An 18,419-nucleotide genomic window follows, 5' to 3' on the forward strand; every position below is an offset into this window, starting at 1 on the left:
TATTAATGGACAGTACATCAGCACGGAAAGGAAGAAAGTTATGTCAAAGATAATGATAGCATCAGATATTCACGGTTCTGCATATTATTGCAGATTAATGTTAGACAGATTCAAGGAGGAGAACGCAGAAAGATTAGTTCTTCTTGGAGATATACTCTATCACGGACCAAGAAATGATCTTCCTAAAGAATATGCTCCCAAAGAAGTTATCGCAATGCTTAATCCCCTGCGCAATAAGATAATATGTGTAAGAGGTAATTGTGATACAGAGGTAGATCAGATGGTGCTTGATTTTAATGTGTTATGTGAACAGGCATATGTTAATTTTAATGGCCGTTCAATAGTATTAGCACACGGACACAAGCTTGATGAAAAGAATATTCCGGCGTTAAATGATGGCGATATCCTTTTATGCGGACATACACACGTTCCAAAGTGTGAAAAGAGAGATGGATATATATATATGAACCCAGGTTCAGTATCTATCCCTAAGGAGAACTCAGCTCACAGCTATATGATACTTGATGATAAGTTCTACTGGAAAGACCTTGATGGTAATGTATATATGGAACAGAAATATTAAACTATAACAGCCTTTTAATAATTCTTTATATATTTTTAATTGCTTTTGCAAAAGTATATGATAGAGTATTATTTGATGATAATTATTGAGAAATGTGAAAGGCTGGATTGTTTATGAATGGTTTCAAGGATAAATTTGCAAGATTTATGTATGGAAGATATGGCATGGATCAATTGTCAAGAAATTTATCTTTAATATGTCTTGTGTTACTGGTTATAACAATGTTTAGCAGAAGCAATGTATTATATGCCATAGCACTTGCAGGAATAATATATACATATTTTAGGGTATTTTCGCGTAATATATCTAAAAGAAGCAAAGAGAATGAGAAATACCTGTCTTTCCATTATAAAGTAGTGGGAAAGATTAACAGAATTAAATATATAATTAAAGACAATAAGACACATAAGATATTTAAGTGTCCAAGTTGTTCACAGAAGATAAGGGTGCCTAGAGGAAAAGGCAGGATAAGTATTAAATGTCCAAAGTGCAGAATAGAATTTATTAAGAAGACCTGATTTAAAGTGTAAAGACTTGAATCAGGTCTTTACTTATATTATGGTGAATATAATTAATGGAATATAGTGAAAGAATTGCCAGCGGCATTATTGTAGAAGAAAAATGGCAATTATTTATCTATTGTAATGCCGGACGATTTGAATATGAACCAGAAGCTTGAAAATATATTGAATGTATCTTTAGATGCCACAGAAGACGAATTAAGAAAAGCTGACAGCCTTAGTACAGGTTATAACTGGCGTGATAATACATGGGAGATAATAGTTAAATATTCAGGAAGTCTTGAGAGTATACGAAACAGATATAACGTATATATCAAAGAGCTTCTTAATTATTATGCAATTATAGTGGCTGATAAAGCTACAATAGAACTTATATCGCAGGAAGATGTCATAGATTATGTGGAAAAGCCTAAGAGTCTTTATTATCAGATAGAACGCACTAAGACAGCCGCATGTGTAGGAAGCGTGAGGGCGGATGGGAACATTTTATCAGGAAAAGGTGTTATTGTCGGAGTGATTGATACAGGGATAGATATATTTGATAATGCTTTCAGGAATTCTGATGGGACTACAAGAATACTTAACATATATGACCAGACGACAGGTGAGAAATACGATAAACAGTCGATTGATGAGTATATAAGGCTTAATGAGGATTTATCAGGCGGTACATTTTCTTATGATAATGCTCCAGGGGTTGATAACATAATGCATGGAACGGATGTTTCGTATATAGCGGCAGGCAGTTTGGGCGTTGCTTACGAGGCTGATATTATAGCAGTTAAAATGGGATATTCTATTAATAACCAGTTTCCAAGGACAACAAGCCTTATGGATGCAATTGATTATATTATAAGAAAAGCAATTGAATACAGAAAGCCTGTGGCAGTTAATATAAGTTATGGCTGTAATTATGGTGCACATAATGGTAATACGTTATTAGAGAGCTTTATTGATGATATATCCAAAAGCTACAGGTGTGTTATATGTGTAGGGAGTGGCAATGAAGCAGATAAAGCGATACATTTTGGGGGGATTATTAATACCGGACAGGTACAGACAGCGTATCTTAGTGTTGGTGAATATCAGAGTGCCATAGATATCCAGATATGGAAGAATTACTGGGATACAATTGATGTAATGTTAATCAATCCGCGTGGCGAACAGATTGGAATAATAACTGAGGGGAGAATTAACAGGTATGAAACATACAATACTGAGATTATAACATTGCTTGGTGAACCATCTCCATATAATATATATCAGGAAATATATATTAATCTTATTCCAAAGACTGATTATATATTATCAGGTATATGGCAGATAGTGTTGATGGCAGGAAGTATAAGGGCAGGTGAATATAATATATGGCTTCCGTCAAGTCAGGCACTTGGTTATGCAACAGCATTTAATAATCCTACAGCTGATGGGACGATTACAATACCTGCAACGGCAAGAAACTGTATAGCAGTTGGGGCGTATAATGCATACACGAATTCTTATGCAGCATTTTCGGGACGGGGATTTGATAATAGCATAAGAAATGTTAATGCAGGGGTTAAGCCGGATATCACAGCACCAGGTGTCGATATAAGTATTGCAAGGCAGAGGGGGAATGATATTACATATAGAAATGTTACAGGCACATCTTATGCAGTTCCGGTTGTTACAGGTGCGGCGGCACTTCTTATGCAGTGGGGAATAGTTATGGGCAATGACAGGTTTATGTATGGCGAGAAATTAAAGGCAGCTCTTATTGATGGTTCTAAGCCAGTAGGACTTGTTGGGATTACACGAAACGATAATCAGCCAGACCCGCGTACAGGCTGGGGAGAGGTGTGTCTTAAGAATACGCTTAATAAAATTTTATAAATCATCTTGAAATTCATACAAACATTGTGGTATAGTATGTTTATATGAATGAGAAATATAATAAGTCCATTGTACTTAAGACTGTTATATTTAAGAATGGAGGATTTAGATGAAGATATCAACAAAAGGCAGATATGCATTAAGGGTTATGATAGATTTAGCAGAACACGATAATGGCGAATATATAACACTTATGGATATAGCTGAAAGACAAGGAATTTCAGAGAAATATTTAGAATCAATTGTTTCTTTATTAAGCAAGAATGATTTTCTTATATCATTAAGAGGAAAGGGTGGTGGATATAAGCTTTCAAGGCGTCCAGAGGAATACACAGTATTAAGCGTATTACAGTGTACAGAAGGTTCTTTAGCACCTGTTGCCTGTCTTGAGAGCAAGCCTAATAAGTGTCCTAAGCTTGAAGAGTGCAAGACAATTACTATGTGGGAGAATTTTGAGAAGACAATCAATGATTACTTTAACAAGATAACAATAGCAGACCTTATTAATTCTGGTAATGGAATTGATAACTATGTTATTTAATATATATGCCAGAATGTCACTTGAGTGCCAGTCTGGCATATTTTATGTAATAGCAGGCTTTATCTGTTATAGATAATAAATGTCTTGACGTATTTATTATCTTTCGGACAGGGCTTATCTATGGGGAAAAAAAGCCACCAGCACCGCCGCAGGCACAGCATATGCCAATACATTTTGCAGCAGAAGCAATATCAAAGCCAGAACCCTGATTAATGGCAACAGAGATAACACATAAAATGCAGAAGTATATAATACCATAGAGTATTCCCCATATAAGACGGTTGCATTTTCTTATGTGTCCTAATATAAGTCCACCGGCAAATGTGCTGATACCATAGGCGGCAGTAATACATATGCTTATTATGTTATTGCTAAGTGACATTTTATACATACATATAGATATAATTATCAGTAAAGCAATTGTTATAATGTAACCCGCTATTAAGGTCTTTAGTATTCCAATTAATTTGTTCATACAGCATTTCCAATCTATATATATTCTTTACAAGCTTATGTCCATATATTTGATAATATTCATTCAACTTGACATCTGTATTATTAATACTGTAATATATTAAAATATAACACACAAATTAAAGTGTTGTATATAAATATTATTTTATAAAAAGAATGGAGGAATAATTCCTTGGATACGGACAGTTATATTCAACTTATAACTATTATTATTTTATTATTTCTTTCGGCATTTTTCTCGTCAGCTGAGACATCATTTATGACTGTAAGCAAGATGAAAATTCGTTCGCTTATGGATGAGGGCAACAAACGTGCAGCTTTAGTTGCTAAGATTATAGATGATTCTGGAAAGCTGCTAAGTGCCGTACTTATAGGTAATAACATTGTTAATATTTCCTGCTCAGCACTTGTTACTACATTTACAATAAAGGTATGGGGAAGCTATGCTACAGGAATAGCAACTGGTGTTCTTACACTTTTCGTTCTTTTATTCGGAGAAATAACCCCAAAGAATCTTGCTACATATTATTCTGTTAAGCTTACATTATTATATGCACCAATTATATATGGTCTTATGGTTATATTGACACCAGTGATATTTATAGTTGATCATCTTGCTGGCGGAGTATTAAGAATATTTGGTATTAAATCTAATGATAAGAATTCAACTATTACTGAGGAAGAGCTTCGTACAATAGTAAAGGTAAGCCATGAAGAAGGAATTATCGAGAAAGATGAAAGACAGATTATTGATAATCTGTTTGACTTTGGAGATACAAGCGTTAAAGACGTTATGATTCCAAGAATTGATATGACAGTTGCAGATGTTAATTCATCTTATGAAGATATAATTACATTATTTAAAAGTACAATGTATACAAGAATACCGATATACGAGAATGATTCAGATAATGTAATCGGCATACTTAATATTAAAGATTTGATAGTCGGTGATAAAAAAGACGAAACCTTTAATATAAGAGATATAATGAGAAAACCATTTTTTACATACGAACATAAGAATACATCTGAGCTGTTTAAAGAAATGCAGCTTAACAGATACAGTATTGCAATTGTTCTTGATGAATACGGACAGATAGCTGGTATGATAACAACTGAGGATTTGCTTGAGGAAATTGTTGGTGAAATCAGAGATGAGTATGATACAGATGAGAAAGACGATATGACTAAGATAAGGGATAATACATATCGAATTAATGCATCGTGCAAGCTTGATGACATTAATAGTGAGCTTGGAACTAAGTTGTACTCACAGGATAATGACTCGCTTGGTGGATTTATATCAGAAAAGCTTGACAGAATACCTAAAGCCGGGGATAAGCTGACAATTGATAATGTATGGCTGTTTGTTGAACGTTCTTCGGTAAATAGGGCAGAGTCAGTTATATTAAAGATACAGCCGGATAATAAAGACACTAATGACAGATAATATAATGAACACCAAAGTGTTAATCTTAAAAGCTCTTTGTGGAACTTTATATGCACTGAAAGGCTGTACAAGAATTGCTGGATATTATAACAAAGTCAGAAAATATCATATCAGAGGCTTAGTACACTGATATGAATATAATTAATATACTTATAGAAGAATGTGATTAAGTAAATGCTTAGTCACATTTTTTGTTGTATATTTTTATTTCATATTTTTATTTCATATTTTGTTGTGTATTCAAGCATTATATAAAAAACGATGCAACATTTTATTTCAAGATGTTGCATCCATTATTAATATCTTATTCTTATTTACATATTCTATATCGTCTATTTTTCATATTACTTTACCCCTTTTTATAAAAAAATTGACTTTTTTAGAAACTTTTCAAAGATTAACCTTTAAAAATACAGAATCTTTATCGTCCTGCTTAATTCCTAAGTATCTTTTAGTTATCTCATAAGATGAATGGTTATAGATATCCATAAGAATTGCAGGAGGTGTTCCACATTTCCAAGCATAATACCCGAAGGTTTTACGCATTGAATGGCAGCTTATTCCGTTTTCAAGATTAAGAATATCAGCCGCGTGTTTGATAATACGGAATGCCTGCGAACGGCTTAATGCAGTATTATTGTATCTCCCTGGGAATATATACCCCTCCCCTGTTACGTCATCAAGGCTCTCCATATACCTAGATAACCCTTTTCTTGTGCTTTTGTTAATTGCTATCCGTGTCTCCTTACCAGTCTTTTTCTCGGTTGTTACGAGATGCTTCCTAAAATGTTTTTCCTTGATGTCATAGACATCTTTCCATCGTAATTCGAGCAAATCACTAATTCTTAATGCTGAATTTACCCCTAAACATATAAGGGCATAGTTTCTTAAGTTGGGCTCATTATCCAGATAAAATCTGCGAAATGCTTCCAGCTCATCAATATTTCTTATCGGTTGTGCTGTGCTCATATTTATACCTCCATTCACCATATAGCATACAACATTTGATGCAACATTTTGAAATAATTTGTTGCATAGACAAGGAGGTTAATGTGCTTAAGCTCACAATCAAACCCGGCGAGTACATCAACATCGGTGATGATGTAAGGGTTATCTATTCAGGAGGCTCAGAAGGGAACATTCATCTTTTAATAGATGCCCCAAGGGAACTCAACATTGTAAGAAGCAAGGTTCTTGCAAGAAATACTGCCAATTCGGACAAGAAAGAGTCCCGCTATATATCTCCATATTATGCGGAACGCGGACTTTCTCCGGAAACACTTTCTAAAATCCGCAGGCTTATAAGGGAAGATAAGAAGATGAATAAGCAGGTTGTAGATAGGAAAGAGGACATCAGTCAGGATAATATACAGAGTTAGCATGGTAACGCTGTTTATTATATATGCGTATTAACTGTTAAGGCTGATGCCAGCAGTTCTAATACATTCCCGGTAAGGGAGATGGGAACGGATTCCCAAACAAATATTATATTTTACACGGAGGTACACACTATGGTAGTACAACACAATATGTCAGCTATGAATGCTAACAGAATGTTAAGCGGAGTTTCATCTGCACAGTCAAAATCAACAGAGAAGTTATCATCAGGTTACAGAATCAATCGTGCCGCAGATGATGCTGCTGGACTTTCAATTTCAGAGAAGATGAGAGGTCAGATTAGAGGTCTTAATCAGGCTTCAACAAATGCTCAGGATGGTATTTCACTTATCCAGACAGCTGAAGGTGCTTTAAATGAATCACACTCAATCCTTCAGAGAATGAGAGAGCTTGCAGTACAGGCTTCAAATGGTACAGAAACAGATGACGATAGAGAAGCAGTACAGAACGAAATCGAACAGCTTCAGAGTGAATTAACAAGAATCTCTGATACAACAGAATTCAATACTATGAAGTTACTTGATGGTTCTCAGTCAGGAAGCAAAGTGGAGGCTTCTGTAAGCAAGAGCTCTGCTAATCTTCTTACAACTGAAAAAGCAACAACAGGTGAATCAACGGCTGCTGCGATTACACCGGCCGGTGACGGAAAAGAGTCTTCTTATTCAGTAACCGTTATGGATAAAAATGGTAATGCATCTACAACAACTGTTAAGTTTACAGGTGGAGCAGATGAAAATGCAGATGGAGCCTCTATAGTAAAAGCATTAAAGGAAACTGATTTAGCTGATACATTTGATATATCATATGATACAACAAATAAGCAGATTAAATTTACATCTAAAGAGGAAGGTGTATCATCTAATGTTGTATTAACACAGCAGGGTACTGCCGCAGCAAAAGCAGCGACAGTAATTGCAGGTACAGATGCTTACTCTAAGTTGAGTAAAGATTATAAGGCATATGATGGAACAGGTAATATTGAAGATGCAATCTTTACTGTTAATGGACAGAAATTCGCATATGTAACAGATGCAACTAAATTAGGTGATGATTATAAGGATGTTAATTATATTGAAACAGCTGCTGCTACAATAAAACCTGCAGAAGCAGATTCTATGGCTAAGTTAATCAACTCAAAGACTGGTATTAGTGCTGAAGCAGATGCGAATGGAAATATTAGCTTAAAGGCTGGTACATCTAATACAGGTAACGGTATTACACTTCAGATTGGTGCTAACGAAGGTCAGACAATGAGCTTTACACTTGATGATATGAGTGCTGATGCACTTGGTGTTGGTGGAAAGGCAGTAGACTTAAGCTCTCAGGAGAGTGCTAAGACAGCTACAACAACTATTGATGCAGCTATCAAGAAGGTATCTGCTGCAAGAGGTAAGATGGGTGCTGTTCAGAACAGACTTGAGCATACAATCAATAACCTTGATACAGCTTCTGAGAACCTTCAGACAGCTGAGTCACGTATCCGTGATACAGATATGGCAGAAGAAATGGTTAACTACAGCAAGAACAACATTCTTGCACAGGCTGGACAGTCTATGCTTGCACAGGCTAATCAGTCTAACCAGGGTGTTCTTACACTTCTTCAGTAATCAATTAGCGTATTACTACTAGGTTAATCAAGCAAAATAAAAAAGCCTGAATAATCAAAATTAGATTATTAAAAATTACATAAAAACAACCCCGCAATATGTTCCATGCACATATGTTGGGGTTGTTTTTGTATTAATAATTCTTTACAGCGTTGACAGCTTCATCTTTGGATAGTTGGTAATCTTCAATGAGTTTATTAACAGTGTCATCATCTGATAGGTTCATATCTTTGCATAATTTGATAAAAGCGTTGATACCTTTGGTAAGTTCGAGTTGCTTGCCCTCATTAAATCCAATTTGTCTACCTTGAGCCAATCCGAGCTGTTTACCCTCAGCGATACCCAATTGCCGTCCTTCTTCCTTAACGATTTCAAGATGACCTTCTTCGTCATATTCATAAATGCTCACAGTAATCACTTCCTCCCTGTGATTTCTAAAAAATTCAGACAATACATTTTCAGCTATACATTCATCAACTGCCTCAGTAACAGCAGTGCGGATATCAATCTTCTCAACATCGGTCTTAACACGCACTTTATTAACAAATATCATATAGTCCTTAAGCGTTTCGCATTTAGAAAGAAATTCAGAACTATATGTATGTATATTAGAATTGCTAACAGAATTATCATTAATATTAGAATTAAAAGTACGGGATTTATTACCCGCATTATTATCAGTGTTAATATTAATAACCCTTACCATAAGCTCCAACTCCGGACAATCTATGTTCTTCTCATACATATCCGATAATCGAAGAATACTTTCTGCTTCAAGCGGCTGCTTTCCATTATAAAATGTAACGAAATGCGGTACTGGAATTTTAAGCGTTGTACTCCTGTGCAAATCACTATTGTTATACATCTGTCTGTATACATCAGATAAATAGTGCAGAAATCGCAACGGCATATTAGGATTACGGCTTGACTGCTGTTCAAACATATACAAATCCTGCCCGAACACAAATGAAGCATCGTTTTTATACTTCATATATACGCCACCTTTAAGGGTGGTAACAGTTAAATCGTTTACATTAGTGTAATTTGTGTCATTTAATCCATTATAAAGGTCAAGCAGATTATTCTTATCCCTATATAAAAGACAGAATACATTGTCTTTATATTGCCTTATTTCAGTTGATTGTCTGATTGCACCAGCATTTATACTGTTATTTTGTGGGTGTAAAGCTTGCTTAGTATTGTTAGTATAATTATTTAATTTTCTCATAAGTTCTCCAATCTTGGTAAATAATGTTAGATATCATATTTAGTTCAATAAAACACAATTACTTTAAATTGAAGAATTCATATCTTTATATTATCATTAGTAAATATGTATGACAAGCATATTAAAAATGTTGCATTATAAGTGGTTGTTTTATTGATTGTTAAATATGATAGCTGGATATTTGATATAGATATTTATAAATAGTCTATGTAGCATTAATATTTAATATATAAAATGTTATAAGATTATCTGTAAATAAAGATTATTTACATACAACACCCAATATTTATAACTGAATTATATTGAGTGTTGTACCTAGGTTAAAGTGTTATATACACAAGTAGTTAATGGTTCTTTAAGGCTTTGACAGCTTCATCTTTGGATAGCTGGTAATCTTCAATCAGTTTATTAACGATGTCATCATCTGATAGGTTCATATCTTTACATAGTTTTATAAAAGCATTGATACCTTTATTTAAGCCTTCTGCAAGTCCAAGTTGTCTACCCTCAGCGATACCCAATTGCCTGCCTTCTTCCTTAACGATTTCAAGATGACCTTCCTCATCGTATTCATAAATGCTTACAGCAATCACTTCCTCCCTGTGATTTCTAAAAAATTCCGACAATACATTCTCAGCAATACACTCATCAACCGCTTCGGTAACAGCAGTACGGATATCAAGCCTTTCAACATCTGTCTTAACACGCACTTTATTAACGAATGACATATAGTCCTTAAGAGTTTCGCATTTAGAAAGAAATTCAGAGCTGTATGTAAATGAATTAGTGTTATCTGAACTGACTTTATTATTAGAATTATGAAACTCATCTGATTGATTAGTACCATTAATAATATGGTTCTTTTCAGTGTCCAATAATTTTTTATTAATAATAGCTCCCGTGTTAATATTAATAACCCTTACCATAAGCTCTAACTCTGGACAGTCAATTTCCTTCTCATACATATCAGATAATCGAAGAATACTCTCTGCTTCAAGCGGCTGTTTACCGTTATAAAATGTAACAAAATGTGGTACTGGAATTTTAAGCGTTGTACTCCTGTGCAAATCACTATTGTTGTACATCTGCCTGTACACGTCAGATAAATAATGTAGAAATCGCAACGGCATATTAGGGTTACGGCTTGACTGCTGTTCAAACATATACAAATCCTGCCCGAACACAAATGAAGCATCGTTTTTATACTTCATATACACGCCACCTTTAAGGGTGGTAACAGTTAAATCGTCTACATTAGTGTAATTCGTGTCATTATGTCTATATTCTATCATCGGGAAAAAGTTATGACAAGAAGAACAATATTGTTATTTGTGCTGGCTATGCACTAGATAATTAAGACTAATGATATATCATTATAATAAAATATTACGCGTAATATATATTATATATAACATACATACAATACAAATGCAATACTAAAAAGATGAAAAATAAAAAAAGGAAATTATCTGTTTTTGTTGAATATTTAAAAAGTAGGCAGTTTTTTGGCGTTTGTATGCGTGATTATGTATTGCGCAGAAATGAGGGTGAAGTATGAATATCAGAGAACAGCAGGAGAGCAGAGAACACGAGTATATGAGTCCATATGCCAGTTTCAGTGATGAATCAAGGGGCAGGGATAAGCCAGAGCCACAGTGCGATATGCGCACGATTTATCAAAGGGACAGGGATAGAATATTACATAGTAAGTCATTTAGAAGACTGAAGCATAAGACACAGGTATTTCTTGCACCAGAGGGAGATCATTACAGGACAAGACTTACCCATACGCTGGAGGTTGCCCAGATAGCAAGAAGCATTTCAAGAGCGTTAAGACTTAACGAAGATTTGACAGAAGCTATTGCACTGGGACATGATCTGGGGCATACGCCATTTGGACACGCAGGTGAGAGAACGCTTAATGAGATATGTCCGTTAGGGTTCAGTCATTACAGGCAGAGCATAAGAGTTGTTGAATTCTTGGAAAAAGATGGAGCAGGACTTAATCTTACGTGGGAAGTAAGAGATGGCATTGTTAATCATAGAACAGCAGGCCGCCCATCAACGCTGGAAGGCAAGGTAGTAAGGCTTTCCGATAAGATTGCATACATCAACCACGATATAGATGATGCCATAAGGGCAAGGATATTTTCCGAGGACTATATACCTAAGGAATATACAGACGTGTTGGGAACAACTACCAAGAGCAGGCTTAATACGCTTATAAGCGATATAATAAAGTGCAGTATTGACAAGGATGATATTATAATGTCTGATACGGTACATAAGGCGATGACAGATTTAAGGCAGTTTATGTTTGACAAATTGTATACCAATCCAGCCGCAAAGAGCGAGGAAGTTAAGGTGTGCAAGCTCATAACAGAACTTTATAATTATTATATTGATAATATTGAGGAGCTTCCTGACAATTACAAACGCTTCATATATGAAAGAGGCGAGAAGCCAGAGCGGGTTGTATGCGATTATATAGCAGGAATGAGCGACCAGTATTCTATAAGCAGGTTTGAGAATATATTTGTTCCTAAAGCCTGGAAAGGCTAGAAAGAAGAGTTAATAATGTATTCAAGTGAAGTAATAGAAGAGGTAATATCAAGAAATGATATAGTTGATGTTATTTCAGGATATATAAAACTTAAGAAAAATGGAAGTTCATATGTTGGGCTTTGTCCATTCCATAATGAGAAGTCGCCATCATTTTCTGTGTCTGGCACGAAGCAGATGTATCACTGTTTTGGCTGTGGAGTTGGAGGAAATGTAATAACATTTGTAATGGAATATGAGAATTATACATTTCCAGAAGCAGTAAAAATGCTTGGAGAACGTGCAGGAATGGAACTTCCTGAGACAGATTATTCCGCAGAGGACAGAAAAGACAGGGATATAAAGACAAGGCTTTTGGAGATTAATAAAATAGCGGCGACTTATTATTATCATCAGTTAAAGTCAGAAGCTGGAAAGTCAGGGCTTGATTACCTTGTAAAGAGAGGTCTGTCGGATAAGACTATCAACAGCTTTGGACTGGGATATGCACCGCAGTCAACGGGTGAGCTGTATCGTATGTTAAAGGATAAAGGTTATGATGATGGGATTCTAAAAGAATCGGGTCTTTTTACATACGAAAAAGGTGTGAGGGATAAGTTCTGGAACAGGGTAATATTCCCTATAATGGATATTAATAATAAGGTTATAGGCTTTGGCGGAAGAGTAATGGGAGATGCGAAACCTAAGTATCTTAATTCGCCAGAGACCAAGCTGTTTGATAAAAGCAGGAATTTGTATGGGCTAAATGCGGCAAGAACAGCAAGAAAGAATAACCTTATAATATGTGAGGGCTATATGGATGTAATATCCCTTCATCAGGCTGGATTTACGCAGGCAGTGGCATCGCTTGGAACGGCACTGACACCGGGACACGCACGACTTATGAAAAGGTATACTGACAATGTTCTTATAACCTATGATAGTGATGAGGCAGGTGTGAAAGCTGCGTTAAGGGCAATTCCGATACTTAAAGAGGCAGGTTTGTCCACAAGAGTTATTAATATGCGGCCATATAAAGACCCTGATGAATTCATCAAGGCATTAGGTACAGAAAGCTTTCAGGACAGAATAGATAAGGCACAGAACAGCTTTATGTATGAAATTGGAATAATAGAGAAGAATTATAACAGAAGTGATCCTGAGGGCGAAACGTCATTTGAGAAAGAAGTAGCTTCCAGGCTTGTTGTATTTAAGGAAAAGCTTGAGAGGGAGAATTATCTTAAGGCGGTGTGCAGGCAGTATATGATTCCGGAAGACGGAATGAGGGATATGGTCATAAGGCTTGGAAGCAATGAAGGCATTATGGCAAAGCACGACACATATACGGCTAAGGAGAATACTCCTATAAGGAAGAAACGCGAAAATGGTGTAAGACAGGCAGAGAAGATTTTGCTGACGTGGATGATTGAAGATGGTGACATTTATGAGAAGGTCAGTAAGTTTATAAGTCCTGATGATTTTGTAGATCCGGTATTTAAAGATGTAGCAGCTAAGATATATGAACAATACGAGACTGGGCAGATTAATCCTGCGGCGATTATCAGTTCATATATGGATACAAGTATGCACAATGAAATAGCGGCTATGTTTAGTGCAGAATTAAGTGACTCCCTTAACAAGCTTGAGAGGGAGAAGACGCTTAATGATACAGTTATAAAGGTCAAGAAGAATAGTCTTGATACTAAGCTTGATAATGCTACAGATGCAAGAGCTATGCAGGACATTATCAATCAGCAGATGAAGCTTAATAATATTCATATTAATTTGTAATATATGCGAAAGGTGGACCATTGTAATGGCAGATAAGAAAGAAAACTTAATCGAAGAAGAAGTAAAAGAAACTAAAAAAGCAACAAGAAAGAAGAAATCAGACGAAGATAGTGCTAAGAGCACAGCCAAGAAGCCAAGAAAAGGCAAGGAAGGTGCAGAAGCTGAACTTACAGAAGAAGAAAAAGCACAGGCTATTCAGGAAAAATTTATGGAAAAATGCAGAGGAATACTTGCAATAGCCAAGAAGAAAAAGAATGTCCTTGATTATAAGGAAATTATGAACTATTTTCAGGATACTGATTTTGAAGCAGATAAAATGGAAAAGGTATTTGAATTCCTTGAAGCTTGTAATGTAGATGTTAAGATGAATGATGATGAAGTTGAGGAGGACGATATCCTTCTTGATGATGAAGATGATATAGATATTGAAAAGATTGATTTATCTGTACCAGATGGTATTGGCCTTGAAGATCCTGTAAGAATGTACTTAAAAGAGATTGGTAAAGTTCCACTTTTAAGTGCAGAGGAAGAGATTGAGTACGCTAAGAGAATGGAACAGGGTGATGAGGAAGCTAAGAAAAGACTAGCAGAGGCTAACTTACGTCTTGTTGTAAGTATTGCAAAACGTTATGTTGGAAGAGGAATGCAGTTCCTTGACCTTATTCAGGAAGGTAACCTCGGTCTTATTAAGGCTGTTGAAAAGTTCGATTACCGTAAGGGATATAAGTTCTCAACATATGCTACATGGTGGATAAGACAGGCTATCACAAGAGCTATTGCTGACCAGGCAAGAACAATCCGTATTCCAGTTCATATGGTAGAAACTATCAACAAGCTTGTAAGAGTACAAAGACAGCTTTTACAGGAATTAGGAAGAGAGCCATCTCCAGAAGAAATAGCAGAGACTATGGATATCCCGGTTGAGAGAGTGAGGGAAATCCAGAAGATTTCACAAGAGCCGGTTTCGCTTGAAACACCTATCGGTGAAGAGGAAGACAGCCACCTTGGTGACTTTATTCAGGATGATAATGTTCCAGTACCAGCAGAAGCCGCAGCTTCAACACTTCTTAAGGAACAGCTTGTAGAAGTTCTTGGAACACTTACAGACAGAGAACAGAAGGTATTAAGACTTCGTTTTGGTATGGACGATGGAAGGGCAAGAACTCTTGAAGAAGTTGGTAAAGAATTCAATGTTACAAGAGAACGTATCAGACAGATTGAAGCCAAGGCATTAAGAAAGTTAAGACATCCAAGCAGAAGCCGCAAGCTTAAGGATTATCTTGACTAATTAACCAATAAGATAACAAGGAAAATGTATGAACAATATTATTAATATATCTGAGAGATTAAAATGTGCTGCAAGCCTTGTTAATAAAGGTGCAAGAGTAGCAGATATCGGCACAGATCATGCATATCTTCCAATATATCTTGTCCAGAATGGAATAAGTAATAAAGTATATGCATGTGATGTAAGAAAAGAACCATTAAGACGTGCACAGCTGCACATTGATGAATATGGACTTTCAGATAAGATAACTACACAGCTTTGTGACGGGCTTAAAGGTATTAATAAAGGTGACGTTGATACAGTAACTATATGCGGTATGGGCGGAAAGCTTATGAAGAGTATATTACAGGCAGGTATAGACAAGCTTGGGTATAATACCCAGCTTGTCTTATCTGCACAGTCAGAATTAAGGGATTTCCGTGCATATCTTTTAGAAGCTGGCATAGATATTAAGTCAGAACATATTCTATTAGAAGACGGAAAATATTACTTTATATTTGACTGTGTATACAACACGCCATATGAACAGCATTTTAATAAAAATGTTGTTAATGCAGATGACATTTATAAAAATGATAATCAGAATAATAATGAAAAGAATAATAATGAAAAAAAGATTACAGCTTACACTGAGGAAGAATTAAGATATGGAAAATACCTTCTTGATAATAAGTCAGAAGTGCTTTATGAGTATCTTAATAAAGAACTTATGAGTTGTAATAATATTAGAGATAATCTTCTTAATAAAGAACAGTCAGTGTCTGTGAAGAATAGAATCAAGGCTATTGATGAAGATATTGCTGTTATTAATAAGGCGTTAGGAAGATGGAAGGAGCAATAAATGCTTTTATCACAGATGGCAGCAGAAGCCGCAAAAGATTACAAATATGATATTATTCTTGCTAATGTCAACGGCAAGCTTACAGAGATATCAGATATGGATATAACGGATGAAAAGGTGGAATTTATTACTGTAGGAGAAACTATGGGTAATGAGGCGTATAAAAGAAGCGTACTTCTTTTAATGCTCAATGCAATACATAAGCTTGATACAGATAATAAAATCAAGAGAGTTACAGTTGAATTCTCTCTTAGCAAAGGTCTTTATTGCGATATAAAGGGTGATTTTGAGATTACAGAAGAATTTCTTAATAAAGTAAAAGAAGTTATGAGAGCTGATGTTAAGAAAAACCTGCCTATTAAGAAGCAGGGAATGAAGACATCAGAGGCTATTAAGCTGTTCAAGAAGTTCGGAATGGAAGATAAGACACAGTTATTCAAATATAGAATTAGTTCTTATGTTAATGTATACAGCATAGAGGGTTATTACGATTACTTCTATGGTTATATGGCAGCTAATACAGGAATATTAAAGACATTTGACATATTCCAGTATGATAAGGGCTTTGTTCTTCAGTTGCCAACTAAAGAAAATCCGGAAACAGTGCCGGAATTTGCACCACAGGCTAAGCTTTTTAATGTACTTATGGAAAGAAGCGAGTGGGCAGATATGCTTGGTGTTGATACAGTTGCATCATTGAATAAGCATATAATAAGCGGGGATATTAATTCACTTATTCTTGTTCAGGAAGCGTTACAGGAGCAGAAGATTGTTGAGATTGTTAATCAGATAAAAGAAAGGGAAGGCGTTAAATTCATTATGATAGCCGGACCATCTTCATCTGGAAAGACAACATTTTCACACAGATTATCTATACAGTTAAGAGCAAGTGGATTTAAGCCACACGCAATTGGGGTTGATAATTATTTCGTGGAGAGAGAGCAGACACCTGTTGATGAAAATGGAGAGTACAATTTTGAGGATTTACATGCAATAGACATAAAGCTTTTTAATGACCATATGAATGCATTGCTAAGAGGTGAAAAGGTTGAGATACCTCAGTTTAATTTCCTTACAGGAAGGAAAGAATACAATGGTGATTATATACAGCTTGGGGAAGAAGATATTCTTGTTATTGAGGGTATACACTGCCTTAATGATGAATTATCCTACGCACTTCCAGTTGAAAGCAAGTTTAAAATCTATATAAGTGCACTTACACAGCTTAATGTTGACGAGCATAACAGAGTTGCTACAACAGATGGACGTCTTATAAGACGTATGGCAAGGGATTACAGAACAAGAGGAGCTTCTGCCAAGAGAACACTTTCAATGTGGGAGTCGGTTAGAAAAGGTGAAGAAAAGAATATCTTTCCATTTCAGGAAGAAGCAGATGCTATGTTTAATTCGGCTATGGCATATGAGCTATGTATATTAAAGCCAATAGTAGAGCCTTTACTTTTCTCAATAACAGAAGATGACCCGGAATATCAGGAAGCTAAGAGGTTGCTTAAGTTCTTAGCGTACTTCCTTCCTTGTCAGGCAGACAATGTTCCGATTAATTCTATAATGAGAGAATTTATTGGGGGAGGATGTTTTAGGGTTTAGAAAAATAATAGCAAATGTATATACAAATGCTTGCATAGTATGGCGGAAAATATTATAATTATTATACAGAAGGGAGTGAATATTATGGCACAGATTAGTTTACGTGTAGATGATGAGATAAAGCATAAAGCAGAGAAAACATTAGACGAAATAGGACTAAGTATGTCAACAGCAATTAATATATTCTTAAAAACAGTTGTCAGGGAAAACCGTATTCCTTTTGAACTTACAGCTGACCCATTCTATAGTAAGTATAATATAGAAGAATTGGAAAGACGTGTGGCAAATATACGTTCAGGTAAAAGTACTTTAAAGGAGCACGAATTAATAGAGGAGGATGAGTGAGAAAATTATGGGGAGATGAGGCTTGGCAAGAATATCTTAATTGGCAGACACAGGATAAGAAGATGCTAAAAAAGATAAATAGATTATTGATGGATATTGACAGAAATGGATATCAATGTATAGGAAAGCCAGAGCCTCTTAGTGGCAATTTACAAGGATATTGGAGTGTTAGAATTGATGAGAAGAATAGGATTGTTTTCAGAATAGAAAATAATAATATTGAAATCATACAATGTGGAACGCACTATAGGGATAAGTAGAAAATATGGAGTAAAAGAATACTCGGTCACAACCGACTCGGTTGTGACCGAGTATTCTTTTGAAATTAACT

General features: G+C 35.5%; 18 protein-coding genes. 14 read left to right on the forward strand and 4 right to left on the reverse strand.

What is annotated here, in order from left to right; genetic code table 11:
• Positions 1–40: 40 nt before the first annotated feature.
• The 4 genes from yfcE (at position 41) to WMO14_RS07605 (ending at position 3,517) form a co-directional block, all read left to right on the forward strand.
• On the forward strand, positions 41–583 hold the full coding sequence (gene yfcE, locus WMO14_RS07590) for a phosphodiesterase (protein WP_022501140.1): 543 nt from the start codon (positions 41–43) through the stop codon (positions 581–583).
• 113 nt (positions 584–696) lie between these two features.
• Positions 697–1,101 carry a hypothetical protein gene (locus tag WMO14_RS07595; RefSeq protein WP_055176008.1) on the forward strand — a complete coding sequence of 135 codons (405 nt, stop codon included), beginning with the start codon at positions 697–699 and terminating at the stop codon, positions 1,099–1,101.
• 144 nt (positions 1,102–1,245) lie between these two features.
• Positions 1,246–2,976, forward strand: coding sequence for a S8 family peptidase (locus tag WMO14_RS07600; protein ID WP_055176005.1), 1,731 nt, complete (start codon positions 1,246–1,248; stop codon positions 2,974–2,976).
• A gap of 109 nt (positions 2,977–3,085) precedes the next feature.
• Positions 3,086–3,517, forward strand: a complete 432-nt coding sequence (locus tag WMO14_RS07605) for an RrF2 family transcriptional regulator (RefSeq protein WP_022501137.1) — start codon at positions 3,086–3,088, stop codon at positions 3,515–3,517.
• A gap of 118 nt (positions 3,518–3,635) precedes the next feature.
• Here WMO14_RS07605 and WMO14_RS07610 read toward each other — a convergent pair whose 3' ends face one another.
• Positions 3,636–3,992, reverse strand: a complete 357-nt coding sequence (locus WMO14_RS07610; protein WP_022501136.1) for a TIGR04086 family membrane protein — start codon at positions 3,990–3,992, stop codon at positions 3,636–3,638.
• A 171-nt stretch (positions 3,993–4,163) separates the two neighbouring features.
• Between WMO14_RS07610 and WMO14_RS07615 the strand changes: the two genes are divergently transcribed.
• A complete protein-coding gene (locus WMO14_RS07615) occupies positions 4,164–5,441 on the forward strand; it encodes an HlyC/CorC family transporter (RefSeq protein WP_055176002.1) in 1,278 nt (425 codons plus the stop codon).
• A 390-nt stretch (positions 5,442–5,831) separates the two neighbouring features.
• Here WMO14_RS07615 and WMO14_RS07620 read toward each other — a convergent pair whose 3' ends face one another.
• Positions 5,832–6,410, reverse strand: a complete 579-nt coding sequence (locus WMO14_RS07620) for a tyrosine-type recombinase/integrase (protein WP_349153598.1) — start codon at positions 6,408–6,410, stop codon at positions 5,832–5,834.
• A gap of 83 nt (positions 6,411–6,493) precedes the next feature.
• Here WMO14_RS07620 and WMO14_RS07625 point away from each other — a divergent pair, with 83 nt between their 5' ends.
• Both WMO14_RS07625 and WMO14_RS07630 read left to right on the forward strand, forming a co-directional pair.
• Positions 6,494–6,820, forward strand: a complete 327-nt coding sequence (locus tag WMO14_RS07625) for a carbon storage regulator (protein WP_055306685.1) — start codon at positions 6,494–6,496, stop codon at positions 6,818–6,820.
• A gap of 132 nt (positions 6,821–6,952) precedes the next feature.
• Positions 6,953–8,446 (forward strand): flagellin N-terminal helical domain-containing protein, encoded by a 1,494-nt coding sequence (locus tag WMO14_RS07630; RefSeq protein ID WP_349153599.1) that lies wholly within the window; start codon positions 6,953–6,955, stop codon positions 8,444–8,446.
• Between the two features lie 133 nt (positions 8,447–8,579).
• Here the strand turns inward: WMO14_RS07630 and WMO14_RS07635 are convergent, their stop codons facing one another.
• Together WMO14_RS07635 and WMO14_RS07640 are read right to left on the reverse strand one after the other, a co-directional pair.
• Positions 8,580–9,437 (reverse strand): RpnC/YadD family protein, encoded by an 858-nt coding sequence (locus WMO14_RS07635; RefSeq protein ID WP_349153600.1) that lies wholly within the window; start codon positions 9,435–9,437, stop codon positions 8,580–8,582.
• A gap of 581 nt (positions 9,438–10,018) precedes the next feature.
• Positions 10,019–10,885, reverse strand: coding sequence for an RpnC/YadD family protein (locus WMO14_RS07640; protein ID WP_349153601.1), 867 nt, complete (start codon positions 10,883–10,885; stop codon positions 10,019–10,021).
• A 343-nt stretch (positions 10,886–11,228) separates the two neighbouring features.
• On the opposite strand from WMO14_RS07640, the gene WMO14_RS07645 reads away from it, so the two are divergent.
• From WMO14_RS07645 to WMO14_RS07675, 7 genes are all read left to right on the forward strand, one after another.
• Complete coding sequence (locus WMO14_RS07645) at positions 11,229–12,236, forward strand: deoxyguanosinetriphosphate triphosphohydrolase (RefSeq protein ID WP_090141416.1); 1,008 nt, start codon at positions 11,229–11,231, stop codon at positions 12,234–12,236.
• Positions 12,237–12,248: 12 nt separating this feature from the next.
• Positions 12,249–14,006, forward strand: a complete 1,758-nt coding sequence (dnaG, locus tag WMO14_RS07650) for a DNA primase (RefSeq protein ID WP_055176617.1) — start codon at positions 12,249–12,251, stop codon at positions 14,004–14,006.
• A gap of 208 nt (positions 14,007–14,214) precedes the next feature.
• Positions 14,215–15,294, forward strand: coding sequence for an RNA polymerase sigma factor RpoD (gene rpoD, locus WMO14_RS07655; RefSeq protein ID WP_318255997.1), 1,080 nt, complete (start codon positions 14,215–14,217; stop codon positions 15,292–15,294).
• 28 nt (positions 15,295–15,322) lie between these two features.
• Complete coding sequence (locus WMO14_RS07660) at positions 15,323–16,135, forward strand: tRNA (adenine(22)-N(1))-methyltransferase (protein WP_022503111.1); 813 nt, start codon at positions 15,323–15,325, stop codon at positions 16,133–16,135.
• Positions 16,136–17,743 carry a nucleoside kinase gene (locus tag WMO14_RS07665; RefSeq protein WP_022503110.1) on the forward strand — a complete coding sequence of 536 codons (1,608 nt, stop codon included), beginning with the start codon at positions 16,136–16,138 and terminating at the stop codon, positions 17,741–17,743.
• 84 nt (positions 17,744–17,827) lie between these two features.
• The gene (locus WMO14_RS07670) at positions 17,828–18,088 is read left to right on the forward strand and encodes a type II toxin-antitoxin system RelB/DinJ family antitoxin (protein ID WP_022503109.1); all 261 of its coding nucleotides are present in this window, start codon (positions 17,828–17,830) and stop codon (positions 18,086–18,088) included.
• A complete protein-coding gene (locus WMO14_RS07675; protein WP_090141411.1) occupies positions 18,085–18,348 on the forward strand; it encodes a Txe/YoeB family addiction module toxin in 264 nt (87 codons plus the stop codon). The genes WMO14_RS07670 and WMO14_RS07675 overlap by 4 nt, the downstream gene beginning before the upstream one ends.
• Positions 18,349–18,419 lie beyond the last annotated feature (71 nt).

Source organism: Lachnospira rogosae (ex Hitch et al. 2025), from assembly GCF_040096455.1.
GTDB classification, from domain to species: domain Bacteria; phylum Bacillota; class Clostridia; order Lachnospirales; family Lachnospiraceae; genus Lachnospira; species Lachnospira rogosae.